Consider the following 24,307-nt stretch of genomic DNA (forward strand, 5'->3'; position numbering starts at 1 on the left):
CTCGCGCCGAGCCGCTCACGCGCCGGCGCTCACACCGAGTCGCTCACGCGCTCAGGACCGCCCGGAGCTGTTCCAGGCCCCAGTCCAGGTCCTCCTTGCTGATCACCAGCGGCGGTGCGATCCGGATCGTCGAGCCATGGGTGTCCTTGACCAGCACCCCGCGCTCCATCAGCCGCTCGGAGATCTCCCGGCCGGTGCCCAGGGCAGGGGCGATGTCGACGCCGGCCCACAGGCCGCGCCCCCGGACGGCCTCCACCGCGCCACCGCCCACCAGCAGCCCCAGCTCCCGGTGGAGGTGGTCGCCCAGCTCCGCCGCCCGCTGCTGGAACTCGCCCGTCCGCAGCATCGCGATCACCTCCAGCGCGACCGCGCACGCCAGCGGATTCCCGCCGAACGTCGAGCCGTGCTCACCGGGCCGGAACACACCCAGCACCGCCTCCGACGAGACCACCGCCGACACCGGCACGACCCCGCCGCCCAGGGCCTTGCCGAGCAGATACATGTCGGGCACCACGCCCTCGTGCTCACAGGCGAACGTCCTCCCGGTCCGGCCCAGGCCCGACTGGATCTCATCCGCGATGAACAGCACATTCCGCTCGCGCGTCAGCTCCCGCACCCCGGGGAGGTAGCCGGGCGGCGGCACCAGCACCCCGGCCTCGCCCTGGATGGGCTCCAGCAGCACCGCCACCGTGTTCTCCGTCATCGCGGCACGGAGCGCGGTCAGGTCCCCGTACGGCACGATCTCGAACCCCGGGGTGTACGGGCCGTAGTCGTCCCGTGCCTCGTGGTCCGTGGAGAAGCTGACGATCGTGGTCGTCCTGCCGTGGAAGTTCTCCGCGGCGACGATGATCTTCGCCATGCCGTCCGGGACGCCCTTGACCCGGTAGCCCCACTTGCGGGCCGTCTTCACCGCGGTCTCCACCGCCTCGGCGCCCGTGTTCATCGGCAGGACCATCTCCATGCCGCACAACTCGGCGAGCTCCGTACAGAAGTCGGCGAACCGGTCGTGGTGGAACGCCCTGGAGGTCAGGGTCACCCGCTCCAGCTGCGTCTTGGCCGCCTCGATCAGGCGGCGGTTGCCGTGGCCGAAGTTCAGCGCCGAGTACCCGGCGAGCATGTCGAGATAGCGGCGCCCCTCGACATCGGTCATCCAGGCACCGTCCGCCGAGGCGACGACGACCGGCAACGGGTGGTAGTTGTGCGCGCTGTGCGCCTCGGCGGAGGCGATGGCAGTTTCCGTGATCGACACGGGATCTCCGTTCGTCGTATGGCGTGGGCGGGGGTGGTGCCCACTTTGTATCGTCGGTTCGATCCGGCGCGAGGAAACCTTCACCGCGCGGCGCGCCCCGGCGCAGACCGTGCCGTGACCCAGGTGCAGCGTGCGCGGGGCACGCCGAATTGCGCCGTACACCGGCTGCCGGAGAACGGTTGTGTACCTGAGACAATGGATTCCATGGCCTCTGATCTTCCTCGCGTGCTCTCCGGAATCCAGCCCACCGCAGGCTCGTTCCACCTCGGCAACTACCTCGGTGCCGTTCGCCAGTGGGTGGCGCTGCAGGAGTCCCACGACGCCTTTTACATGATCGTCGACCTGCATGCGATCACCGTTCCGCAGGACCCCGCGGAGCTGCGCGCGAACACCCGGCTCGCGGCCGCCCAGCTGCTGGCGGCCGGTCTGGACCCCGAGCGGTGCACGCTCTTCGTGCAGAGCCACGTCCCCGAGCACGCCCAGCTCGCCTGGATCATGAACTGCCTCACCGGCTTCGGCGAGGCGTCGCGGATGACGCAGTTCAAGGACAAGTCCGCCAGGCAGGGTGCCGACCGGGCGACCGTGGGCCTTTTCACCTACCCGGTTCTCCAGGTCGCGGACATCCTGCTCTACCAGGCCGACCAGGTTCCGGTCGGTGAGGACCAGCGCCAGCACATCGAGCTCACCCGGGACCTCGCCGAGCGGTTCAACGGCCGGTTCGGGCAGACGTTCACCGTCCCGGCCCCGTACATCCTCAAGGAGACGGGCAAGATCTACGACTTCCAGGACCCGTCGGTCAAGATGAGCAAGTCGGCATCCACGCCGAAGGGCCTCATCAACCTCCTGGACGATCCGAAGATCACGATGAAGAAGGTCAAGAGCGCCGTCACCGACACCGACACGGTCATCCGTTTCGACGCGGAGAACAAGCCGGGCGTCAGCAACCTCCTGAGCGTCTACTCCACCCTCACCGGAACCGGAATCGCGGATCTGGAGCAGAAGTACGAGGGCAAGGGCTACGGTGCGCTCAAGACCGACCTCGCCGAGGTCATGGTGGAGTTCGTCACCCCGTTCCGGAGCCGTACGCAGGAATACCTGGACGACCCGGAGACGCTGGACTCCGTCCTGGCCAAGGGCGCGGAGAAGGCCAGGACCGTCGCCGCGGAGACCCTGGCGCAGAGCTACGACCGCATGGGCCTTCTGCCCGCCAAGCACTGAGGCCAACGGCCCTGGCGAGATCGGGGCCGCAGACGGCACACTTGCGGCGGCAGATCAGGAAAACGACCACCGACGATTGAGGAGAACGACGTGGGGACCGTAACGCTTGGCGTTTCGATCGCGGTCCCGGAGCCCTACGGCAGCCTGCTCCAGGAGCGGCGCGCGAGCTTCGGGGACCCTGCCGCGTACGGCATTCCCACCCACGTCACCCTGCTCCCGCCGACCGAGGCGCGGGCGGCCGACCTCCCCGCGGTCGAGGCGCATCTCGCCCGGATCGCCACGGCCGGCCGCCCCTTCCCGATGAGGCTGTACGGCACCGGGACCTTCCGGCCGCTCTCGCCGGTCGTCTTCGTCCAGGTGGTCGAGGGCGCCTCGGCCTGCTCCTGGCTGCAGAAGCGGGTCCGGGACGCCTCGGGGCCGCTGGTGCGCGAGCTCCAGTTCCCGTACCACCCGCATGTCACCGTGGCGCACGGCATCTCCGAGGAGGCGATGGACCGGGCGTACGCGGAGCTCTCCTCGTACGAGGCGGCCTGGACCTGCGGTTCCTTCGCGCTCTACGAACAGGGCGCGGACGCGGTCTGGCGCAAGATCAACGAGTTCCCGTTCGGGGGCGGGGGCGGCGCGCCCGCCGTCCCCGCACAGGGCGGCTCCTCCGTCGACGAGCCGTCGCTGCGCTCCTGACCCGGGACCCCGCGCTCTCCCGGCCCGCTGCCCCGGCCCCGCTGCCCCGGCCCCGCGCTACACCGGCAGGCGTCGGAACAGCGGGCGCGGCACATGGCGCAGCGCCGACATCACCACCCGTAGCGCCCCCGGTACCCACACCGTCTCCGTACGCCGCCGCAGCCCCGTCACGATCGCGTCCGCGACCGCTTCCGGCGTCGTCGTGAACGCCTGTTCCGCCGTCTGCGCCGTCCGGCTGTCACCGGCGGCTCCGGCGCGGCCGGCCGAGGGGCGGACGGCTGCGGGGCGCACCACTCCGGGGCGTACGACCATCACCTGCACCCCGGTGCCGTGCAGCGCGTCGCCCAGCCCCTGGGCGAACGCGTCCAGGCCCGCCTTGCTCGACCCGTAGATGAAGTCCGCGCGCCGGGCGCGCTCACCGGACACGGAGGAGAGCACGACCAGCGATCCATGCCCCTGCGCCTGGAGTGCGCCCGCGCACACCAGCCCGGCGGAGACCGCCCCCGTGTAGTTGGTCTGGGCGACCCGGACCGCGGAGAGCGGCTCCTCCTCGTCGCGCGCCTGGTCACCGGGGATGCCGAACGCCATCAGCACCACATCGATGTCGCCCTCCGCGAAGACCTTGCCGAGCACCGCCTCGTGGGACGCGGAGTCGAGGGCGTCGAAGGTGACGGTACGGACCTCGGCGCCCCGTGCGCGCAGCCCGGCGGCGGCCGCCTCCAGGGCGGGGGAGGGGCGGCCGGCCAGCCACACCGTGCGGGTGCGCAGCGCGATCAGCCTGCGGGCGGTGGCCAGGGCGATCTCCGAGGTGCCGCCGAGGACGAGCAGGGACTGCGGGGCACCGAAGGCGTCCTTCACGAAAACACTCCTAGCGGGGAACGGGCGGGGAACGGGCGGGGAACGGGCGGGGACAGGGATGCCGGGCGAGGGGCAGGGATGCCGGGCGAGGGACAGGGATGCCGGGCGAGGGTCAGGGGGCCTGACGAGGCGAGGTGGACCCGGTGGAGGCCGCGGGAGTGCCGGACGGGCGGGCTTCAGAGCGAGAGCCGGCGGGACAGGTCGGACCGGAACGCTCCGCCCGGGTCCAGCTCCGCCCGCAGCGCCCGGAACCCGGCCAGCCGCGGATACATCGCGGCCAGCGCCCCGGGCCGCAGCCGGGAGTCCTTCGCCAGACAGACCCGGCCGCCGGCCGCCGCCACCTCCTCGTCGAGCCCGTCCAGGAACCGCCCCTGACCGGGCGGACCGGCCGGCAGGTCGAACGCGAGGGACCAGCCGGGCACCGGGAAGGACAGCCAGCCCGGATCGGCGTCGCCGAACCGTTTGAGCACGGCGAGGAACGAGGGGTGGCGGTGCCGTGAGATCCGCTCCACCACCCGGCGCAGTGCCTCCTCCTGCCCGTACCCGACGACGAACTCGTAGCGCACGAAGCCGCAGCGCCCGTGCAGCCGGTTCCCGTGCGGTACGCCGTCCAGGGCGTGGAAGAAGGTGGTGATCCGCTGGAGCTCACCGGTGCGGGACCTGGGGGCGCCGCGGTGGCGCAGCTCGTTGAACAGGGCGGCGGAGGTCCGGCCGAGCAGCCTTTCCGGGACGAACGCGGGGACGGCGGGCAGCAGCCCCGGACGGAACGCGAGCGGTGTGCGCCGGGCGTGCGCCGGGAGCGCCTGGAGGGGCGCGTGCGACCCCTGGGTGAGCACGCCGCGTCCCGTCGCCCTGCCCCGCGCCAGCAGATCGATCCGGGCGGACGCGTAGCGGTGCCGGTCACCGGCCGCCGTGAACCGTGCCAGCAGATCGTCCAGATCCCCCGCCCGTTGCGTGTCGACCGACATCAGTGATGTGGTGACCGGCTCGAACCGGAGCGTGGCGGTGAGGACGACACCGGTCAGCCCCAGGCCGCCGGTGGTCGCGTCGAAGAGGTCGGTGCCGGGCAGCACCGTACGCACCTCGCCGTCCGCGGTGAGCAGTTCCAGCGCGCTCACATGCCGGGAGAAGGAACCGGAGAGGCGGTGGTCGCGGCCGTGGACATCGGCGCCGATCGCGCCGCCGACGGTGATCCGGCCGGTCGAGGGGGTGACGGGTACGAACCGGCCGAGCGGCAGCAGCACCTCCATCAGCCGGCGCAGGCTCACCCCCGCGTCGCAGACCACGGTGCCGGTGCGGGTGTCGATGCTGTGGATCCGGTCCAGCGCGGTCATGTCGAGGACGGAGCCGCCCGCGTTCTGGGCCGCGTCGCCGTGGGAGCGGCCGAGCCCGCGGGCGAGGGCGCCACGGGGCCCGCGGCCGCGTACCACGGCGGCAGCCTCCTCGTGGCTGCGAGGGCGGAACCGCAGCGCGGTCGTCGGGGCGGTGCGGCCCCAGCCGGTCAAGGACACCGTGTCGACGGACATGATCGTGACCGTATCGCCAGAGAAAACCCCTTTTGGGTATTTGTTACGGTACTCACCGGAATGGGTGATTGATTGGGTGTCAGGGGGCAGCCGACACCGGTTCTTCGGGGCCTGGAGGGTACGCGTACGTCATGGACTGGCTGAAAAAACTCCCCGTCATCGGGCCGCTCGTCTCGCGGCTGATGGAGACACACGCCTGGCGCTCCTACGAGACGCTGGAGCGGGTCCACTGGGCCAGGCTCGCCGCCGCCATCACCTTCATCAGCTTCCTCGCGCTCTTCCCGCTGATCGCGGTCGGTGCGGCGATCGGTGCCGCGCTGCTCTCCGACAAGCAGCTGGACAAGATCGAGGACAAGATCACCGAGCAGGTGCCGGGCATCTCCGACCAGCTGGGTATCGACAATCTGGTGGCCCACGCGGGCACGGTCGGCGTGGTGGCCGGTGCGCTGCTGCTCTTCACCGGCATCGGCTGGGTCGGCTCCCTGCGGGACTGTCTGCGCGCGGTCTGGGAGGTGGACGACGCGGAGGAGGGCAACCCGGTCGTCCGCAAGCTCAAGGACGCGGGGCTGCTGCTGGGGCTCGGCGGCGCGGCACTCGCGACGCTGGCGGCCTCCGCGGTCGGTTCGACGGCCGTCGGCTGGACCGCCGATCAGCTGGGCATCCCCGACCACGGCGCGGGCGGTGTGCTGCTGCAGGTGGCCGCCCTGGTGGTGGCGGTGGTCGCCGACTTCCTGCTGCTGCTCTATCTGCTGACGCTGCTCCCCGGTGTGGAGCCGCCGAGGCGCCGGCTGATGGTCGCCGGACTGCTCGGCGCGATCGGCTTCGAACTGCTCAAGCTGCTGCTCGGCAGCTATATGAAGGGCGTGGCCTCGAAGAGCATGTACGGGGCGTTCGGCGTGCCCGTCGCCCTGCTCCTGTGGATCAACTTCACCGCGAAACTGCTGCTGTTCTGCGCCGCCTGGACGGCGACGCGGAGCAGGAGCGAGCAGGCAGGAGAAGCCGGAGGGACCACAGAAGCCGCAGAAGCCGTCAGCGACGGGGGAAGCGACGGACCAGGTCGGGCAGCGGCCAGCGCCGGTTGACCAGGAACACCCCGGCTGCCAGCACTACCAGCAGCCCGCCGACGATCGCCAGGGCGATCCCGACCCCGCTGGACCCCTCGGTGGCGGCGGCGGCCTTCGCGTTCTTCGCGTCCTTCGCCCCGTCCTGCCCCGACTTGTGCGCCCCGGCGGCCGGCTGTGCGCCCTTCCCGCTCCCGGTCTCCGCGGACTTCGGCGGTACCAGCTCGCCGACCGGCGTCACCTTGCCGCTCGCGGCGAAGCCCCAGTCGAGCAGGCTCGCGGCCTCCTTGTACACGGCGTGGCTCTCGTCCGACGACGGGTTCATGACGGTGACCAGCAGCACCCTGCCATCACGCTCGGCGACCCCGGTGAAGGTGTTGCCCGCGTGGGTCGTGTAGCCGTTCTTGACGCCCGCGATGCCCTTGTACGGGTCCACGCCGATGTCCCCGGTGATCAGCCGGTTGGTGTTCTGGATCTCGAAGCTCTCGCGCTTCTTGCCCTTCTCCTCGCCGGGGAAGTCGGCGGTGGCCGTCGCGCAGTACTCGCGGAAGTCCTTCTTCTGCAGCCCGCTGCGGGCGAACAGGGTGAGGTCGTACGCGCTGGAGACCTGGTTCGGCGCGTCGTACCCGTCCGGCGAGACCACCGTGGTGTCGAGCGCCTGCAATTCCTCGGCGTGGCTCTGCATCGCCGCGACGGTCTTGGGGACACCGCCGAACATCGAGGCCAGCACATGCACCGCGTCGTTGCCCGAGCGCAGGAACACCCCCAGCCACAGGTCATGGACCGTGTACGTCTGGTCCTCCTTGACGCCCACCAGGCTGCTGCCCGCGCCGACACCGGCCAGCTCCTCCTCCGTCACCGTGTGGCTGAGGGACTTCGGCTGGAGCGCGGGGAGGACCGTGTCCGCGAAGAGCATCTTCAGGGTGGAGGCGGGCGGCAGCCGCCAGTGCGAGTTGTGCGCCGCCAGCACCTGGCCGTTCTCCGCGTCCGCGACGATCCACGACCGGCCCGTGAGGTCCTTGGGCAGCACCGGGGCGCCCGTCCCGAGATTGACCTGCGTACCGACCTTGGCGAGCTGCTCCCCGCCGACGCTCGACATCGGGTGCGTCGGCTTCGGCTGTTTGTCGTCGGTCTTGTCCTTGTCCGCCGCCGACGCGGGACTAAGGACAAAACCGGACAGCAATGCGGCAGAGATGACCGTCAACACGGTCTTTTTCAGAGCAGGCACGGTCGGAAACGTACAGGGCGAAGATGTGGATGGGGACCCGGACCGCCGGACCCGCCGCAGGTTCCGCCGGTACAGCCCACCTCGGTCCCCACCCCGGGCGACCCGGCCGGAGGGCGGCGGCGATACTGAATCCATGAAGCTCAGCCGCCCCGTCTCCTGGTTCCTGCTCGCGTTCGGGGTGTGGAGCTGGTTCATCTGGATCACTTTCGTCAAGAACCTGTGGAAGGACGGCAGCGGGCTCGCGTTCGACGACGCGGGCGACCCGACCACGTACTTCTGGGTGCACCTGCTGCTCGCCATCACGTCCTTTCTTCTGGGGACGGCGGTTGGGGTGATCGGGTTCCGTGGTGTCAGGGCTTTGCGCCGGGAGCGCGCCTGATCATCCGTACGCGGACCGGCGCACGGGCCGGTCCGAGGAGATGTATGTGGGGGAACACACGTGGCAGTGGTCTTCGTCCTGGTGGCGCTCGCGGTGCTGGCGCTGCTCGTCGCCGTGCACCGCTACGTGTGGCGTCGCTTCGTCGGTGACACGACGGCTCGGGGCAGCGCGATGCGCGGGGCGGGCACGGTCGCCGCGTTCGTCCTGCCGCTGCTGAGCGTCGGCGCACTGGTCTCCGGCCGTGCGGGCGCCCCCTTCTGGCTCCAGCAGGTACTGGCCTGGCCGGGCTATCTGTGGCTGGCCGCCCTGCTGTATCTGACGCTGGCTCTGCTCGTCGGCGAGGCCGTACGCCCGGTCCTGAGCCGGGTGCTCGCCCGCCGGGACCGCGGGGCGGCCGAGGAGAGGAGCGCGGAGGAGGCAGCGGAGGAGAGCGGGGAGAAGAGGAGCGCCCGCCCGCGTACCGGGGCCCCTGCCCTGGCAGGCGCCCCGGCCGACTCGCCCGCGCCCCCGGCCGACGGGAGGGCCGGGCACGAGCCCGCGCAAGCCATCGCGCCCGCGCAAGCCATCGCGCCCGCGCAAGCCACCGCGCCCCCGCAGGCCACCGCGCCCCCGGAAGGCGCCGAGTCCGCCGCAGCCGCAGCCCCAGCCGCAGCCCCAGCCGCGGCCCCGCCCGCCACCGGCCCCTCGCGGCGGCTGTTCGTCGCCAGGGCCGTCGGCGGCGCGGCCGCCGTCGCCGGGCTTGGCACCGTCGGATACGGCACGTACGGGGTGCTGCGCGGCCCCCGCACCAAGCGGATCACCGTGCCGCTCGCCAAGCTGCCCCGCTCGGCGCACGGCTACCGGATCGCCGTCGTCAGCGATGTCCACCTCGGCCCGATCCTCGGCCGCGCCCACACGACGCGCATCGTCGACGCGGTCAACGCGACCCGGCCCGATCTGATCGCCGTCGTCGGTGACCTGGTCGACGGGTCCGTCGCGGACCTGGGCACCGCCGCGGAGCCGCTGGCCCGGCTCGAAGCGCGGCACGGCAGCTACTTCGTCACCGGCAACCACGAGTACTTCTCCGGTGCCGCCCAGTGGGTCGACCATGTGCGCGAGCTGGGTCTGCACCCGCTGGAGAACGCCCGGGTCGAGTTCGACGGCTTCGACCTCGCCGGGGTCAACGACATCGCGGGCGAGAGCGAGGGCCAGGGCCCCGACTTCGTACGGGCGCTCGGTGACCGGGACCGGGCCCGCGCCGCCGTCCTCCTCGCGCACCAGCCGGTCGTCATCCATGACGCCGTGGAGCACGGAGTCGACCTCCAGCTCTCCGGTCACACCCACGGTGGTCAGCTCTGGCCCGGCAGTCTCATCGCCGGGCTGGCCAACCCCACCGTCGCCGGGCTCGAACGCTACGGCGACACCCAGCTCTACGTCTCCCGCGGCGCCGGGGCCTGGGGGCCGCCCGTGCGGGTCGGGGCGGCCTCCGACATCACCGTCGTGGAACTCGCCTCCCGGCAGGCCTAGAGGCCGCTCCATGATCGGGACAGCCTCTAGCACGATCGATGAGGGCGTTCGGCGTTCTCCGGGAATCCGCACCGAAGCGTCACGGTCTGCTACGAAAAACTGCAGGTGGGAGGCCGTAAGCTGTCTTTTCGGACACCCTATGTTCCAGGTGGCGAACAAATCCCTGTGAGTGCCCCATTTACTCTTCCAGTTGTGAAAATCGTGTGATTGGGTAAGCGCGAGCATGCGGCAATGTGCGTGTCTGAGCGCAATGCCGAGGTGGGGCTGGTAAGGGAGAGCACGGCAATGCGGTCGATCCGGATACGGATTCTCGCGATTTTCGCGGTACTGGTCATCGCAGGCGTCGGCGCCTGGCAACTTCTTCCCTCGGGCGAGGAGAAGAACGATCCCGTCACGGTGGGCACGACGGACGCGGTGACCTCGCTGGACCCGGCCGGTGCGTACGACGCGGGCTCGTGGGCGATCTACAGCAATCTCTACCAGTCGCTGATGACGTTCAAGTCCGGCGCGATCGTGCCGGAACCGGACGCCGCCGAGAGCTGCGGCTTCGTCGGGCAGAAGCTCCAGACGTACCAGTGCAAGCTGCGGAACGATCTGACCTTCTCCAACGGCCGGAAGATCACGGCCGCCGACGTCGAGTACTCCTTCGAGCGGATGCTCAGGATCAAGACCGATGTCGGGCCCTCGGCGCTGTTCCCCAGCCTCAAGAACGTCGTGACCGAAGGCCGCACCATCACCTTCAACCTCTCCTCGCGCGACGCGACCTTCCCGCAGAAGCTCGCCACCGGAGCCGGGTCGATCGTCGATCCCACCCAGTACCCGGACAACAAGCTCCGCAGCGGAAAGCAGGTCGACGGGTCGGGGCCGTACGTCCTCAAGTCCTACGAGCCGGGCGTACGGGCCGAACTGGTGCCCAACATCAAGTACAAGGGCGCTCTCAAGAAGACCGGCGACCCGGTCGAAATCCGCTACTACAAGACCTCCGACGAGCTGATGGCCGGCTGGAAGAGCGGCGACCTCGACGTCACGCACCGCCAGCTGCCGCCCGCCCGGCTCGCCGAGCTGAACCCCGGCGACCCGGACCTGCGCGTCACCGAGGCGGACAGCGCGGAGATCCGCAACCTCGTCTTCAACGTCCGTGAGGGCTCCCCGCTCGCCAACAAGAAGGTCCGTCAGGCCATCGCGTCGATCATCGACCGCGGTCCGCTGGTGGGCGATGTCTACAAGAGCACCGTCGAACCGCTCTACTCGCTGATCCCGCAGGGGTACATCGGCCACAGCACCCCGTTCTTCGACAAGTACCCGTCGCCCGACCCCGCGCGTGCCAAGAAGCTGATGGCGGAGGCCGGTGTGCAGACTCCGCTGCACATCAACTTCGCCTACAAGGCCGACGAGGCGTACACGCAGGAGACCGCCGAGCTGCGGCGCCAGCTGGAGAAGGACGGGCTGTTCAAGGTCTCGGTGAAGGCCGTGAAGTGGACGGACTTCCAGAAGGGTTACGCGGACGGCGCCTACGACGCGTACACCATCGGCTGGCTTCCCGACTACCCGGACCCCGACACCTTCAGCCAGCCGCTCGTCGGCCGTGACAACAGCCTCCACAACGGCTACGCCAGCAAGCAGATGGACGAGCTGATCACGGCCACGCTCCAGTACAGCGACCGCGGCAGGACCTCGGCCGACTTCAAGGAGCTCCAGCAGCTGGTCGGCGAGGACGTCCCGCTGGTCCCGCTGTGGCAGAAGAAGGACTACGTCGTCGCCAAGACGGACGTCTCCGGGTCGCAGTACCTCTCCGACGGCACCGGCATCTGGCGGCTGTGGGAACTGGGCTGGATCTGACGGCAGCCGCCGTCAGGGCCTCCCGGGTCCTGACGGCGACGGGGGACAGCCCTCAGGAGCGCTTGCGGGCGGTGGCCGTCTCGGCCATCCCCGGCAGGAAGTCCGTGAACAGCTCGTGCACTTCGTGGACGAGCGGCCGCAGCACCCGGAACCGGGCGAGCGCGACACCCCGGGTGGTGAGCCGCGCACCGCGCCCCGCGAGCCGGCGGCTGCGCTCGCGCTCCGGTGAGCGGTCGAACACCCAGTACAGGACGAGTCCCATCTGGGAGAGCCACATCAGCTCGGGGAGGACGTCCGCGAGTTCGGCGGGGATCTTGGCCTTGGAGCCCGCCAGTACCTCGCGGTGGATGGCGATGGACACCTCGCGGGCCGGCTCGGACTCGACGGAGAAGGGGCTGAGCGGGCTCTCGGGGTCGGCGGCGTTCTTGAAGAACTGGGCCGCGAACTCGTGGTACGGCGCCGCGACGTCCACCCAGCACGTCAGCACTCCGGCGAGCCGGGTCTCCAGATCCGTCTCGTTGTCCAGCACCTCCCGGACCGCCGCCGCGTGTTCGGCGCCGATCCGGTCGTAGAAGCCCTGGACGAGGTGCTCCTTGCTGGCGAAGTAGTAATAGGCGTTGCCGACGGAGACCCCGGCCTCCTGGGCGATGGCCCGCATGGTCGTCTTGTCGAAACCGCGCTCCTGGAAGAGCCGGAGCGCGGTTTCGAGGATGAGCGTGCGGGTCTGCTCGCTCTTGAGGACCTTGGCGGGCTTGCCGTCCTTCGCGCCCGGATCGCTCTTCACACCTTGCTCGTCCTTCTTCTCGCTCGCCACGGTCCCCAGGCTATCCGCCCGTTTCGGCACCCATGACCGGGACTTCGCAGGCCCCGCCGCCGTCGCCGCACGAGGGGGCGGTCACCGAGCGGTACTTCGCCGCGGCGAGCACGGTCGCACGGGCGAACGGCCGGCCCGCCGGGGTGGTCAGCCAGTGGGCCTTGGGCCGGTGCTCGGCGAGCGCCCAGAGACAGACGATCCAGGCGGCGGTCCCGCGGTAGATCTGTCCCCGGTCGCCGATGACCGTGATCTCGTCGAGCGTCCCCGCGTGGTCGAGGCCGGGGAAGCGCCGGCGCGCCTCCTCGGAGGCGGCCGGCACGAGGTCCAGCGGTATGAGCCGGCGCTGCTTCAGCAGCCAGTGGCGTACATGGACGCAGAGGGCGCACTGCGCGTCGTAGAGCACGGTGAGGCGTGTGACCGGGGTGCGGGCTCCGGCTGCGGTCATCCGGCTCACCGTCCGGTGGCGGGGGCGGCCCACGGGCCCTGCGGGGTGGGCCCGGTCCAGCCCTGCGGCGGCACCGGCGGGGTCTGCTCGCGCTCCATCATGCCGCGGCGGCGGATCTTGTTCAGTACGTAGACGTTGGCGAGGTGCATTCCGCCGAGCACGAGCAGCACGACGCCGACCTTCGTGGAGAGGGCGTCGAAGAGACTGCGGGCGTCGGCCACGCTGTCGGCGTTCTTCAGGTAGAGGGTCACGAAGCCCAGGTTGACGAGGTAGAAGCCGACCACCAGCAGGTGGTTGACGGCGTCGGCGAGTTTCTCGTTCCCGTGCAGCACGTCCGCGAGGAACACCTTGCCGTTGCGGCTGAGGGTGCGGGCGACCCAGATGGTGAGAGCGACGCTGATCAGCAGATAGATGACGTACGCGACAACGGTGAGGTCCATGCCCCGGCTCCCTTGAACGTGTTCAAAAGCTGTTGTCATGGACTGTAGACCTGACTTTGAACATGTTCAAGACGGGGTCCCTGTGCGCTCCGCCACCGAACTCCCCGAAGGCTCCGACCCCTTGGACTGCTGCGAACCCTCCGAACCCTCCGGCCCCTTGACCCCCTCCGAACCCTCCGGCCCTTCCGCCGCCTTCGGCTCCGGGGCCGGCGGCCCGAACTTCCGTACGCCCGGCACCGCGGCAGTCGCCAGGCACGCGGCCCCGACCGCGACCGCGGCGACGAGCAGCGGGGCCTCCGGGCCCCAGGCGGACGCGGCGAGCGGTGCCAGTACGTAGCCCAGCGGCATCGCGCCCAGCGAGAGCAGCCAGTCGTACGAGGTCACCCGGGCCAGCGCGTGGGCGGGTATCGCGGACTGCACCGCGGTGTCCCACACGGGGCCGAGGAAGCCCAGGCCCGCCAGCGCGACGCCGTACGACGCGATGGTCAGCCAGTGGGGGGCGTCGGCGGCGAGCAGGACGAGCGGGAAGGCGTACGTGGCGAGGGCCAGGTTGGCGACCAGGACCGGTCGGCGCGGCCGGACCCGGCCCGCGAGCAGGGAGCCGAGCAACAGGCCGGCCGACCCGGCCTGGAGCAGGGCGATCCAGGTGCCCCTGCCGCCCTGCCCGCCGACGACGAGGGCCGGTCCGAGCGTCGCCAGGACGGCCGCCGCGCCGTTCCAGGCGGCGTGGGCGACGAGGCTGGTCCAGTACCAGTCGCGGGAGCGGACCTCGCCCCAGCCCTCCTTGAGGTCCGCCGTGAAGGACCTCCGGGGAATCGGCGCCTTCTCGACGTCGATGGCGCCGAGCAGCGCGGCGCTGACGGCGAAGGTCGCACCGTCCAGCAGGAACGCCCAGCCGGGCCCCACGGTGAGGACCAGCGTCCCGGCCAGTGCCGGGCCGCCGAACCGGGTCGCGCTGACGGCCACCGCCATCAGGGAGTTGGCGCGCAGCAGTCCCGAGGGGGCGACGGTGGAGCGGATCAGCGGCGACACGGTCGGCATGGCGAAGGCCCCCGCCGCGCCGCCGAACACCTCGGCCACCGCGATCTGCCACAGCTCCGGCGATCCGCCGAGCAGTTCTGCGCCGACGAAGATCTGGGTCGCGCACCGGACGAGGTCGGTGAGCAGGGCGACCGTACGGGCGTTGAAGCGGTCGCCGATGACGCCGCCGAGCGGCAGCAGGAGCAGCTTGGGGATCATCGCGCAGGCCAGGACGAGGGCGAGTGCCCCGGTCGATCCGGTGGCCTCGTAGACGGCGAGCGTGAGGGCGGCGGGGATCGCTGCGTCGCCGAGGAGGGAGAGGGTGCGTCCGACGAACAGGAGGCGGAAGGCGCGCGTGCGCAGGGGGTGGGGCATGACCGTCAATGTATTTCGGAATCGAATAATTCGTCAACGAAATACCTAGGGGCGGACGGGTGCCGATGCCGGGGACCGGACAAGGGGGCGGGCGTACGATTTCGCTATGGAGCAACGCGACTGGACCGACGGGCATGTGGAGCGGTGGAGGCCGGTCCTGCCCGGTCTCGATCCCGAGGTCGAGGGCGCGGTCACCCGGATGAAGAAGATCTCCGTGCACCTGCGCCGGGCGCGCGAGCAGTCGCTCGTCGATCTCGACCTGGACCGTCAGGAGTTCGACACGCTCCACAAGCTCGCCGGACGCGGCGGCGTGGCGGCGCCCTCCGAACTCTCCGCCGACCTCGACCTCGCCCCGGCCTCCGTCACCGGCCGCCTCGACGCGCTGGAGAAGCGCGGGTTCGTCCGCCGCACGCAGTCCACCACGGACCGGCGGCGGGTCGTCGTCGAGCTCACCGAGGCGGGCCGCTCGACCTGGCGGGGCGCGATGGACTTCCTCGGCGACGAGGAGCACCGGCTGCTCGGTGTCCTCGACCCCGGCGAGCGCACCCGGCTCAACGACATGCTGCGGCGCATCATGGTCGCCGCGGAGGGCCGGGACGGCGTCGGCCGGGAGTGAGACAGGAGTGGGCCGGGAGCGCGCCGGACGCCGGTGCTACCGGCGTCCCGGCGGACTCAGGCGCTCATCGAACGGGCGGTGTTGAGCTGTGCCATGACCATGGGGAACGTCTCGGGCCCCATCGCCGGGATCATCGTCGAGTGGTGCCGGCCCCCGCTGGTGACCGTGACCTGGATGAAGCCGGTGGTCTTCTTCTCCTTCATCAGGAGGAAGAGCAGGCCGATCAGGCACAGCAGGGCGAAGACGATCGCCAGCACGATCGCGACCGGCGGGATCTTCTCCTCCGTGCGCGACATGTCGGTCGCCGTCCACACGGCGCCCTTGAGGGGCATCGTCCCGGACGGCGTCACGATCGAGTCGTTCATGACGGTGATGTCGCCGAAGGACAGCATCGGCACCCCGCCGCCGGGCATGCCCTGCTGCACCGGGAGGTGGTGGCCGGGGGCCGGCTGACCGGGGCCCGGATAGCCGTACCCCGGACCCGGCTGGGTCGCGGAGTCCGGCAGGGGCTGCGGATAGCCGTACGCGGGAGCCGCGCCCGGTGCCGGATACCCGTAACCCTGCCCGTCCGCCACGGTGGGCGGGTGGCCCGGCTGCTGGGGCGGGCCCCACTTGTATGAGTCGTCCGCGTACGGATTGGGCTCGGTCACGAGATCCCCGTTCTCTTCGGTCTTCAGCTCCGCACGACCGTACCGTCCACACCCGGACGGCGCAGCAAGAGGCCCCGCTTCCCGCGGCAACACTGCGGGAAACGGGGCCTCTTGGGGTACGGCCGGTGGACGGACCGGGAAGGTCAGAAGCGACGCGTGATCAGCGCGCGCTTCACTTCCTGGATCGCCTTGGTGACCTCGATGCCACGCGGGCAGGCGTCCGTGCAGTTGAACGTCGTGCGGCAACGCCACACACCGTCACGGTCGTTGAGGATCTCCAGGCGCTGCTCGCCGCCCTCGTCGCGCGAGTCGAAGATGAAACGGTGCGCGTTGACGATCGCGGCCGGGCCGAAGTACTGCCCGTCGTTCCAGAACACGGGGCAGGACGACGTGCACGCGGCGCACAGGATGCACTTGGTGGTGTCGTCGAAGCGCTCGCGGTCCTCGGCGGACTGCAGACGCTCGCGGGTCGGCTCGTTCCCCTTGGTGATGAGGAAGGGCATGACGTCGCGGAACGCCTGGAAGAACGGCTCCATGTCGACCACGAGGTCCTTGAGGACCGTGAGGCCCTTGATGGCCTCGACCGTGATCGGCTTCTCCGGGTTGATGTCCTTGATCAGCGTCTTGCAGGCGAGCCTGTTCTTGCCGTTGATCCGCATCGCGTCGGAGCCGCAGATGCCGTGCGCGCAGGAGCGCCGGAAGGTCAGCGTGCCGTCGACATCCCACTTGATCTTGTGAAGGGCGTCGAGAACACGCTCCTTCGGGTCGATCTCGATCTGGAAGTCCTGCCACTGCGCCTCGTCCGACACCTCGGGGTTGAAGCGGCGGATCCGGAACGTGGCCGTGATGTACGGGGAGTCGGCGAAGCCCGCCTCGGGCTTGTCGGCGGCGCCGGCCTTGTCCAGTGTCGGGGTAGCCATCAGTACTTACGCTCCATCGGCTGGTAGCGGGTCGTCACGACGGGCTTGTAGTCGAGTCGGATCGACTCGGTGCCGTCGTCCGCGACCTCGCGGTACGCCATGGTGTGGCGCATGAAGTTGACGTCGTCGCGGTTCGGGTAGTCCTCGCGGTAGTGGCCGCCGCGGGACTCCTTGCGGGCCAGCGCGGAGGTCGCCATGACCTCGGCCAGGTCGAGCAGGTTGCCCAGCTCGATGGCCTCCAGCAGGTCGGTGTTGAACCGCTTGCCCTTGTCCTGGATGGACACGTTCAGGTAGCGCTCGCGCAGCTCGGCGATCTTGTCGACCGCCGTCTTGATCGTCTGCTCGGTGCGGAAGACCATCACGTTGGCGTCCATGCACTCCTGCAGCTCCAGACGGAGCACGGCCACCCGCTCGGTGCCGTTGGAGTCGCGCAGCCGCTCGACCTGGTCGATGACCTGCTGGGCCGGGTTCTCGGGAAGCTCGACGAAGTCGTTCTTCGCGGAGTACTCGGCGGCGGCGATGCCCGACCGGCGCCCGAAGACGTTGATGTCGAGCAGCGAGTTGGTGCCCAGACGGTTGGCGCCGTGCACGGAGACACAGGCGACCTCGCCGGCGGCGTACAGGCCCGGGACGACGGTGGTGTTGTCGGCCAGCACCTCGCCCTCGACGTTGGTCGGGATGCCGCCCATGGCGTAGTGCGCGGTCGGCTGGATCGGGATCGGGTCCGTGTAGGGCTCGATGCCGAGGTACGTACGCGCGAACTCGGTGATGTCCGGGAGCTTCGCGTCCAGCTGCTCCGGCGGCAGGTGGGTGAGGTCCAGGTAGACGTGGTCGCCCGCCGGACCGCAGCCGCGGCCTTCACGGATCTCCGTGTAGATGGAGCGGGACACGACGTCACGGGACGCGAGGTCCTTCATGACGGGCGCGTACTTCTCCATGAAGCGCTCGCCGTCCTTGTTGCGGAGGATGCCGCCCTCACCGCGGGCGCCCTCCGTCAGCAGGATGCCCATGCGCCAGATGCCCGTCGGGTGGAACTGGAAGAACTCCATGTCCTCCAGCGGCAGACCGCGGCGGTACGCGGCGGCCTGGCCGTCACCGGTCAGGGTGTGGGCGTTCGACGTCACCTTGAAGAACTTGCCGGTGCCGCCGGAGGCGAAGATGACCGACTTCGCCTGGAAGACGTGGATCTCGCCGGTGGCCAGCTCGTAGGCGACGACACCCGCGGACTTCTTGACCCCGTCGACCTCCTGGAGCAGGAGGTCCAGGACGTAGAACTCGTTGAAGAACTCCACGCCCTCCTTGACGCAGTTCTGGTACAGCGTCTGGAGGATCATGTGGCCGGTGCGGTCCGAGGCGTAGCAGGACCGGCGGACCGGGGCCTCGCCGTGGTTACGGCTGTGGCCGCCGAAGCGGCGCTGGTCGATCCTGCCCTCGGGCGTGCGGTTGAACGGCAGGCCCATCTTCTCCAGGTCGAGGACCGAGTCGATGGCCTCCTTCGCCAGGATCTCGGCGGCGTCCTGGTCGACCAGGTAGTCGCCGCCCTTGATCGTGTCGAAGGTGTGCCACTCCCAGTTGTCCTCTTCCACGTTGGCGAGCGCGGCGGCCATGCCGCCCTGCGCGGCGCCCGTGTGGGAGCGGGTCGGGTACAGCTTCGTCAGCACGGCGGTACGGCTGCGCTTGGTCGACTCGATGGCCGCGCGCATGCCGGCGCCGCCGGCGCCGACGATGACGGTGTCGTACTTGTGGATCTGCATGGTTTTCCTCTGGTCCCTCTGTCCCGGCGCCTAGCGGATGTTCGGGTCGAAGGTGAAGATCACCAGCGTGCCCAGCAGGACGGTGAACACCGTGGCGGTGTACAGCAGCATCTTCAGCCAGAAGCGGGTGTTGTCCCGTTCGGCGTAGTCGTTGATGACCGTACGGAGGCCGTTGGCGCCGTGAAGCATGGCGAGCCACAGCATCGTGAGGTCCCAGACCTGCCAGAACGGCGAGGCCCAGCGGCCCGCCACGAAGGCGAAGCCGATCTTGGAGACACCGCCGTCGAGCACCAGCTGGATCAGCAGGTGGCCGATGACCAGGACGACCAGGACGATGCCCGACAGGCGCATGAAGAGCCAGGCGTACATCTCGAAATTGGTGCGCGAACCCTTGGGGGTCTTGCCCGTCCGCTTGCGCGGGGGCTCGATCACCGGGGCCGGGTGGTCGACGTCGTACAGGCTCACGCCTTCGACGTCACCGATCGCGGAAGAGGTCTCGGTGGACATGGGCCTCAGCTCCCGAAGAGTTCGCGTACGGCGTGGCCGAGAACGGGGTACAGGGCCCCGACCATCAGCACGATCCAGATGCCCAGCACGGTCCAGAGCATCTGCTTCTGGAAGCGCGGGCCCTTGGCCCAGAAGTCCACGGCGACGATGCGGAGACCGTTCAGCGCATGAAAGAGAATCGCGGCCACGAGGCCGTATTCGAGGAGCGCGACAGGCCATGTCTTGTACGTGGCCACGACTTCGTCGTAGGCCTCGGGGGAGACACGGACAAGAGCGGTGTCCAGGACGTGTACGAACAGGAAGAAGAAAATGAGGACACCGGTGACTCGATGAGCCACCCAGGACCACATGCCTTCCCGGCCGCGGTACAGCGTTCCAGCCGGCACGGAAGAACCCTCCGGGAGCGGGGATTGGGGTCGGCCGGCTTGACTGTCGGTCTGACCCGGCCGGGTACGGTCCACCGGCCCCGGCCATCGTAGCGACGCTTTGTCGGTTCGTTCGCGCCGGGGCCTCTGGTGTGATCAAAGTGGCAATCAAACAGGCACGGACGGGCTAGAGCGGACGAAAAGGAACGTACCCGGCTCGGGCCGTTGCGGCGGCTCGGGCCGCCGCCGCACCGCGGCCCGGCCCGGTGGCTAGAACGGGCCGTCGTCCCGGCCCGCGGCCGTCACCAGCTCGATGATGCGGCCCCGGGCGAGTCGTCGCATCTCGTCCGCCGCCACGGCCCGCTCCTCGTCCGGGTCGTGGGCCAGCCGGGTCCGGATGCCGGCCAGCACCTGGTCCACCTGCCGCGAGGGGCGGGACGCGTCCAGGCTGATCACGAAGACATGGCCGAAGCGGCTCTCGTACGCCGCGTGCGCGGCCCGCAGCGCCAGATGGGCGGCGCGCGGCGCGTCATGGCGCAGACAGGGGGCGGGCTCGCAGGCGAGCGCCTCGGCGATGTCCGTGGGGCACAGGTCGTAGCCCGCCTCGTCGGAGGCGGCGAGCAGGGCGCCGAGATCCGGGAACGGGCGATGCGCGGCCATCCGCTGGGCCCAGCGGCGGCTGCCGCAGCACTCCAGCAGGGCGGCTTCGGCGGCGGCGCGCGGCGCGGCGTTGAGACGGCCGAGACCGGTCGCGTGATCGCCGGGCGGCGCCGGGACGGGTGCGGGCGAGGGGGCCTGGCCGCGGCACTGGACGGGTATGGCCGTCCGCCCGGCCGGCTGCGGTGATCGCTTCGGCAGGCCGGCGTGGGGCTCGCTGGACCTGGACAGCGTGGACTCCTCGAATCAACGACATCTGTGACCCTGGAGAGGGGCTTGAGAGCAACGAGGTTGCACGTGGGGTCAGAGTGAAGGGAGGGACGATTGTGTTCCAACGCTAGCGAGACCGGGCGGCGGCCGTCCGCAGGACGCGGGGAAAATCACCCGGATGGGAGAGTTTCGGAACGTTTGATGGACACCTGACGGCGCGGACGCCGACGCCCGGTGTCGTGCGGTGAGCGCCCGCCCGTGAGGGGGCTGCGTGCGACGACAGGAGTCCGGGACCGTCCGTCGCCCGGCCGACACGCGGCGGGCGAAAGGTGAATGATGAGAGTAAATGCCCCAATAAGTCCTTCTGTCCCCCTCTTCGTCCTTCTCCCGCTCGTCCCCCACCGCCCCCGATCCGGAGGATTCTGACCGATGTCGCCCCCACGCGGTGCCCTCGTGGCCGGTGCGGCCGTCACGGCCGCAGCCGCCGTCACCCTCGCCGTTGTCGTCGTCTGGCCGGACAGCTCCGACTCCGGCCCCGGGGCGTCCACCGGCGACGCGGCGTCGTCGCGGACCTCCTCCTCGCTCTCACCGTCCCCCAGCCGCAGCTACCCGCTGTCCGAGGCGCCCCGCACCATCCCCGCCGTGCGCGAGCACACCGCCGCCCGGGGCCCCGGCTGGAAGCCGGGACCCGACAGCACGGTCGTCGTCGCCGACGGCAGCGAAGTGCTGGCGGACGAGGCGCGGCTGCTCGCCGGGGAGCTGAAGATCCGCTACCGGGGCGCCGTCGCCGCCCGCGCCGGTGACGTCGAACTGGCCCTCGGTACGCCGGGCAAGGGCACCCCGGAGTCGTACACCCTCACCACCCGCGACCGGCGGGTGAGGATCAGCGGGCCCGACCAGGCGGGCGTCTTCTACGGCACGCGCACCCTCAAGCAGTCGCTGCGCGCCGACGGCACCGTGCCGGAGGGCGTCGTGAGCGACGCTCCCGACCGGCCGCAGCGCGGCCTCAACCTCGACATCGCGCGCAAGTACTACAGCGCGGCCTGGATCGAGGCCCGGTTGCGTGACATGGCCGACCTCAAGCTCAACCAGCTCGGCCTGCACTTCTCCGACGACCAGGCGTTCCGGATCGAGTCCGAGTCCCACCCCGAGATCGTCTCGCCCGAGCACCTGACCCTGGCCGAGGTCCGCCGCATCGTCGGCCTCGCCACGAGCCTGCACATCGACGTCGTCCCGGAGATCGACTCGCCGGGCCACCTCGGCGCCGTGCTGCGCGCCTACCCCGACCTCCAGCTGCGCAACGCGCAGGGGGTGGTGTCCACCGGGTCCATCGACATCTCGAAGCCGGCTTCGGCGGAACTCATCGACGAACTCCTCGACGAGTACACCGAACTGTTCGGCGGCGCGTACTGGCAGCTGGGCGCGGACGAGTACCGCGCGCTGACGGTGCGGGACCCCGCCGCCTCGTACCCGCAGCTGCTCACCGCCGCCCGGCAGAAGTACGGCGCGCAGGCCACGATCAAGGACCTGGCCACCGGCTGGCTCAACGACCGCGCGGCGGTGGTCCGGGCCAAGGGCCGCACGGCCAAGGCGTGGAACGACGGCTTCTTCCGCGGCGGCAGCGTCCACGCGGACAAGGACATCGAGGTCGAGTACTGGACGGGCAAGGAGATCGGCGCCCGGCCGCCGGAGGAGTACCTGGGCGAGGGACGGCCGGTGGTGAACCTCAACGACGAATTCCTCTACTACGTACTCGGCCAGCCCAACACCTTCGTCTATCCGACCGGCAAGCGGATCTACGAGCAGTGGACCCCCCTCGTCCTGCGCGGTACCCGGCCCGTGCCCACCCGCTACTCGAAGCAGATCCTCGGCGGCAGGTTCGCGGTCTGGGGCGATCTGCCGCGGGCGCAGACCGCGCAGCAGGTGGCCCAGGGCATCCGGATGCCGCTGCGGGCGACGTCCCAGAAGCTCTGGGACCCGCGGAAGCCCGCGCTGAGCTGGGAGCAGTTCCAGAAGCTGGCAGAAGAGATCGACGCGCCGGGCTGAGGATTCCGGGCAGCGGTGCCGACGGGAACGCCGTGGACAGCCCGGAGCACCGGAGATAGGTTCCGCCTGCCGCGCGCCCTGGGGAGGGACGCGAGGTCCACGCATCCTTTATCCGTGCCCTGGGGGGTTCCGCATCATGCTCTGCACCAGTTGCCGCACCAGAACGGCCGTCACCGCCGACGGCCGCTGCACCTTCTGCTCCGGTACCCGTCCGGCGCCGCCGGACGGGCTGATGGCGGCGGGCGCCGTGCCGCCGGGGGAGTCCGCCGGGCGGCTGGAATCACCCGTCGGTCTCTCGAAAGCCGTCGTGGTGCTGCTCTGCGCCGTCATCGCGGCCGACCTGTTCGCCGTGGCCGCCGGACTGAACATGCGCTCCCTGCTCGCCGGGGGCCTCGACGACGGCTTCCTGGCCGTCCGCCTGGACGAGGCCGACCGGGCGGACCGGCTGTACTACTTCGCCGGCAGCGCGCAGGTGCTGACCCTGCTGGCCACCGCCGTCGTGTTCATCATCTGGTTCTGCCGGGTGCGGCAGAACGCCGAGATCTTCGACGCGAGCGCACACACGATGCGGCCGGGCTGGGCCGTGGGCGGCTGGTTCGTGCCGTTCGGCAACCTCTGGCTGCCGTACCGGGTCGCCGCCGGCGTCTGGACCACAGGCGCCCAGACCCTCGGCGACCCCGGCGGGCGCACCGTCTCCCGCGCCCCGCTCAACCTGTGGTGGGCGTCCTGGGTCTGCTGGACGCTCTTCGGCCGCTTCGCCTCCGGGCGCTACTCGTCGGCCGTGCTGCCGCGGGAGATCGCGGACGCGGCCACGCTGGTCGTGGCGTCCGACGTCCTGGGCGTCGTGGCCGCCGTGCTCGCCCTCCTCTTCGTCCGCCGGCTGACCTGGATGCAGGGCGAGCGGGCCGCGCTCGGCTCGACGCCGATATCCGCGCAGATGGCGCGGGGTGGCAGGCACCTGGCCTGAAGTCACCCGTACGTCACCCGTACTCTGTCGCCGCAACTGACGATTTTCAGCCACCCGGCGCAGTACGCGGTACGACCGAGGGAGACGTCGAATGAGTCTGCTGGAACTGATCGCGCATGCCGACGAGCGGGCGCTCGCCGCCGCAGGGCTCGCCTGCCTGGACCGTTGCCTGCCACCGCTCGACGGGGCGGCGGGACCGGAACCGCTGCGCCCGCTCTGGGCGAGCTGCCAGGACGGGCGGGAATGGGCCACCCGGCTCACGGCCGCCCGCACCGCGACAGCGGCCGACGGCAACGCGGACGCCACCAGCGCACCGGTACGCGCCCTGCTCGACGCGGCCCCCTCGGACTTCACCGCCGTACCGCTGCGGCAGTGGGCCGACGCCTGCTCGCTCGTCGCCCTGGAGATCCATCTGCGGTGCGACTCCCCGGCGGGGGAGCCCGCGCGGTACGACGCGTACGGGGACGAGCAGTTGCTGAAGCGCTGCCGTGCCGGGGAGGAGAGCGGCGCGGGCCCGCTCGTCGCGGGGGAGCTGCGCCGCCAGATACAGATCCTGGAGATCCTCGCGGAGACCGCCGGCACGCCGGGCAGCGGCGCAGGACTGCACCGGGCGCTGGTCCTGTCGACCGAGGGCCGACGGGTGCTGCGTGCGGTGATGTCGCGCAGGGCCAGGGGCCAGGACTGACGGCCCGTCGCCGGGCCTGGGCGGCGGCCGAGGGACGACGACCGGGGCCGCCACCCCTGGCCGCACTCATGCGCAGCCGCCCTCTGACCTGCGAGTTTGCCGTCTAGGTTCCGGTTTCTGGCTTCCGGCTGTCTCGGCCTGTTTTCAGGTGTTTCTGTCTGTTCCTGGGTGCTGTTGGTCACGCGTTGGTCATGCGATGCGCCCAGCTCGTCCGGCGCCCGGGCAGACTGTTCACGCACGCACGGGCATCAGCCGCTGACGTGCGTACGAGCGCAGGTCTCGAACGACGGT

Annotated in this window: 24 protein-coding genes; 10 read left to right on the forward strand and 14 right to left on the reverse strand. The window is 70.6% G+C overall.

Features of this window, described 5'->3' with window-relative positions:
* Nucleotides 1-43 precede the first annotated feature (43 nt).
* Complete coding sequence (gene rocD, locus OG251_RS25020; protein WP_326679237.1) at nt 44-1,249, reverse strand: ornithine--oxo-acid transaminase; 1,206 nt, start codon at nt 1,247-1,249, stop codon at nt 44-46.
* Nucleotides 1,250-1,453: 204 nt separating this feature from the next.
* Here rocD and trpS point away from each other — a divergent pair, with 204 nt between their 5' ends.
* Together trpS and OG251_RS25030 are read left to right on the forward strand one after the other, a co-directional pair.
* A complete protein-coding gene (gene trpS / locus OG251_RS25025; protein WP_326679238.1) occupies nt 1,454-2,467 on the forward strand; it encodes a tryptophan--tRNA ligase in 1,014 nt (337 codons plus the stop codon).
* Nucleotides 2,468-2,557: 90 nt separating this feature from the next.
* Entirely contained in the window at nt 2,558-3,148 is a 591-nt protein-coding gene (locus tag OG251_RS25030; RefSeq protein WP_326679239.1) for a 2'-5' RNA ligase family protein, read from the forward strand.
* A gap of 57 nt (nt 3,149-3,205) precedes the next feature.
* On the opposite strand, the gene OG251_RS25035 is transcribed toward OG251_RS25030, so the two are convergent.
* Together OG251_RS25035 and OG251_RS25040 are read right to left on the reverse strand one after the other, a co-directional pair.
* Nucleotides 3,206-4,006 (reverse strand): decaprenylphospho-beta-D-erythro-pentofuranosid-2-ulose 2-reductase, encoded by an 801-nt coding sequence (locus OG251_RS25035; protein ID WP_326679240.1) that lies wholly within the window; start codon nt 4,004-4,006, stop codon nt 3,206-3,208.
* Nucleotides 4,007-4,182: 176 nt separating this feature from the next.
* On the reverse strand, nt 4,183-5,532 hold the full coding sequence (locus OG251_RS25040) for an FAD-binding oxidoreductase (protein WP_326679241.1): 1,350 nt from the start codon (nt 5,530-5,532) through the stop codon (nt 4,183-4,185).
* 131 nt (nt 5,533-5,663) lie between these two features.
* On the opposite strand from OG251_RS25040, the gene OG251_RS25045 reads away from it, so the two are divergent.
* Nucleotides 5,664-6,614 (forward strand): YihY/virulence factor BrkB family protein, encoded by a 951-nt coding sequence (locus OG251_RS25045; protein WP_326679242.1) that lies wholly within the window; start codon nt 5,664-5,666, stop codon nt 6,612-6,614.
* Here the strand turns inward: OG251_RS25045 and OG251_RS25050 are convergent.
* Nucleotides 6,562-7,821 carry a D-alanyl-D-alanine carboxypeptidase family protein gene (locus OG251_RS25050; protein ID WP_326679243.1) on the reverse strand — a complete coding sequence of 420 codons (1,260 nt, stop codon included), beginning with the start codon at nt 7,819-7,821 and terminating at the stop codon, nt 6,562-6,564. The genes OG251_RS25045 and OG251_RS25050 overlap by 53 nt on opposite strands.
* Nucleotides 7,822-7,954: 133 nt before the next feature.
* On the opposite strand from OG251_RS25050, the gene OG251_RS25055 reads away from it, so the two are divergent.
* The 3 genes from OG251_RS25055 to OG251_RS25065 all read left to right on the forward strand — a co-directional run bounded on the left by OG251_RS25055 (nt 7,955) and on the right by OG251_RS25065 (nt 11,545).
* Entirely contained in the window at nt 7,955-8,200 is a 246-nt protein-coding gene (locus OG251_RS25055; protein ID WP_079182603.1) for an SCO4848 family membrane protein, read from the forward strand.
* A gap of 66 nt (nt 8,201-8,266) precedes the next feature.
* Nucleotides 8,267-9,706, forward strand: a complete 1,440-nt coding sequence (locus OG251_RS25060; protein ID WP_326681405.1) for a metallophosphoesterase — start codon at nt 8,267-8,269, stop codon at nt 9,704-9,706.
* Nucleotides 9,707-9,991: 285 nt separating this feature from the next.
* Entirely contained in the window at nt 9,992-11,545 is a 1,554-nt protein-coding gene (locus tag OG251_RS25065) for an ABC transporter substrate-binding protein (protein WP_326681406.1), read from the forward strand.
* A gap of 52 nt (nt 11,546-11,597) precedes the next feature.
* Here OG251_RS25065 and OG251_RS25070 read toward each other — a convergent pair whose 3' ends face one another.
* The 4 genes from OG251_RS25070 to OG251_RS25085 all read right to left on the reverse strand — a co-directional run bounded on the left by OG251_RS25070 (nt 11,598) and on the right by OG251_RS25085 (nt 14,639).
* Nucleotides 11,598-12,329, reverse strand: a complete 732-nt coding sequence (locus OG251_RS25070; protein WP_241838343.1) for a TetR/AcrR family transcriptional regulator — start codon at nt 12,327-12,329, stop codon at nt 11,598-11,600.
* A 40-nt stretch (nt 12,330-12,369) separates the two neighbouring features.
* On the reverse strand, nt 12,370-12,804 hold the full coding sequence (locus OG251_RS25075) for a thiol-disulfide oxidoreductase DCC family protein (RefSeq protein WP_326679244.1): 435 nt from the start codon (nt 12,802-12,804) through the stop codon (nt 12,370-12,372).
* Between the two features lie 5 nt (nt 12,805-12,809).
* A complete protein-coding gene (locus tag OG251_RS25080) occupies nt 12,810-13,244 on the reverse strand; it encodes a hypothetical protein (protein WP_326679245.1) in 435 nt (144 codons plus the stop codon).
* 66 nt (nt 13,245-13,310) lie between these two features.
* Complete coding sequence (locus tag OG251_RS25085; RefSeq protein WP_326679246.1) at nt 13,311-14,639, reverse strand: MFS transporter; 1,329 nt, start codon at nt 14,637-14,639, stop codon at nt 13,311-13,313.
* 106 nt (nt 14,640-14,745) lie between these two features.
* Between OG251_RS25085 and OG251_RS25090 the strand changes: the two genes are divergently transcribed.
* Nucleotides 14,746-15,255, forward strand: coding sequence for a MarR family winged helix-turn-helix transcriptional regulator (locus OG251_RS25090; protein ID WP_326679247.1), 510 nt, complete (start codon nt 14,746-14,748; stop codon nt 15,253-15,255).
* Between the two features lie 56 nt (nt 15,256-15,311).
* On the opposite strand, the gene OG251_RS25095 is transcribed toward OG251_RS25090, so the two are convergent.
* The 6 genes from OG251_RS25095 to OG251_RS25120 all read right to left on the reverse strand — a co-directional run bounded on the left by OG251_RS25095 (nt 15,312) and on the right by OG251_RS25120 (nt 20,270).
* Nucleotides 15,312-15,905, reverse strand: a complete 594-nt coding sequence (locus OG251_RS25095) for a hypothetical protein (RefSeq protein ID WP_073718239.1) — start codon at nt 15,903-15,905, stop codon at nt 15,312-15,314.
* 143 nt (nt 15,906-16,048) lie between these two features.
* Entirely contained in the window at nt 16,049-16,825 is a 777-nt protein-coding gene (locus tag OG251_RS25100) for a succinate dehydrogenase iron-sulfur subunit (protein WP_326679248.1), read from the reverse strand.
* Nucleotides 16,825-18,579, reverse strand: coding sequence for a succinate dehydrogenase flavoprotein subunit (gene sdhA, locus OG251_RS25105; RefSeq protein ID WP_326679249.1), 1,755 nt, complete (start codon nt 18,577-18,579; stop codon nt 16,825-16,827). The genes OG251_RS25100 and sdhA overlap by 1 nt, the downstream gene beginning before the upstream one ends.
* Before the next feature lie 30 nt (nt 18,580-18,609).
* Nucleotides 18,610-19,086: a succinate dehydrogenase hydrophobic membrane anchor subunit gene (locus OG251_RS25110; RefSeq protein ID WP_073718236.1), complete on the reverse strand. Its 477-nt coding sequence runs from the start codon at nt 19,084-19,086 to the stop codon at nt 18,610-18,612.
* A gap of 5 nt (nt 19,087-19,091) precedes the next feature.
* A complete protein-coding gene (gene sdhC / locus OG251_RS25115) occupies nt 19,092-19,472 on the reverse strand; it encodes a succinate dehydrogenase, cytochrome b556 subunit (RefSeq protein ID WP_266803265.1) in 381 nt (126 codons plus the stop codon).
* Between the two features lie 249 nt (nt 19,473-19,721).
* Complete coding sequence (locus OG251_RS25120; RefSeq protein ID WP_326681407.1) at nt 19,722-20,270, reverse strand: 2-oxo-4-hydroxy-4-carboxy-5-ureidoimidazoline decarboxylase; 549 nt, start codon at nt 20,268-20,270, stop codon at nt 19,722-19,724.
* A 477-nt stretch (nt 20,271-20,747) separates the two neighbouring features.
* On the opposite strand from OG251_RS25120, the gene OG251_RS25125 reads away from it, so the two are divergent.
* The 3 genes from OG251_RS25125 (at nt 20,748) to OG251_RS25135 (ending at nt 24,016) form a co-directional block, all read left to right on the forward strand.
* On the forward strand, nt 20,748-22,364 hold the full coding sequence (locus OG251_RS25125; RefSeq protein WP_326679250.1) for a beta-N-acetylhexosaminidase: 1,617 nt from the start codon (nt 20,748-20,750) through the stop codon (nt 22,362-22,364).
* A 136-nt stretch (nt 22,365-22,500) separates the two neighbouring features.
* The gene (locus OG251_RS25130; RefSeq protein ID WP_326679251.1) at nt 22,501-23,331 is read left to right on the forward strand and encodes a DUF4328 domain-containing protein; all 831 of its coding nucleotides are present in this window, start codon (nt 22,501-22,503) and stop codon (nt 23,329-23,331) included.
* Nucleotides 23,332-23,422: 91 nt separating this feature from the next.
* Nucleotides 23,423-24,016 (forward strand): hypothetical protein, encoded by a 594-nt coding sequence (locus tag OG251_RS25135; protein WP_326679252.1) that lies wholly within the window; start codon nt 23,423-23,425, stop codon nt 24,014-24,016.
* Nucleotides 24,017-24,307: the final 291 nt, after the last annotated feature.

It is taken from the genome of Streptomyces sp. NBC_01237, assembly GCF_035917275.1.
GTDB lineage: Bacteria > Actinomycetota > Actinomycetes > Streptomycetales > Streptomycetaceae > Streptomyces.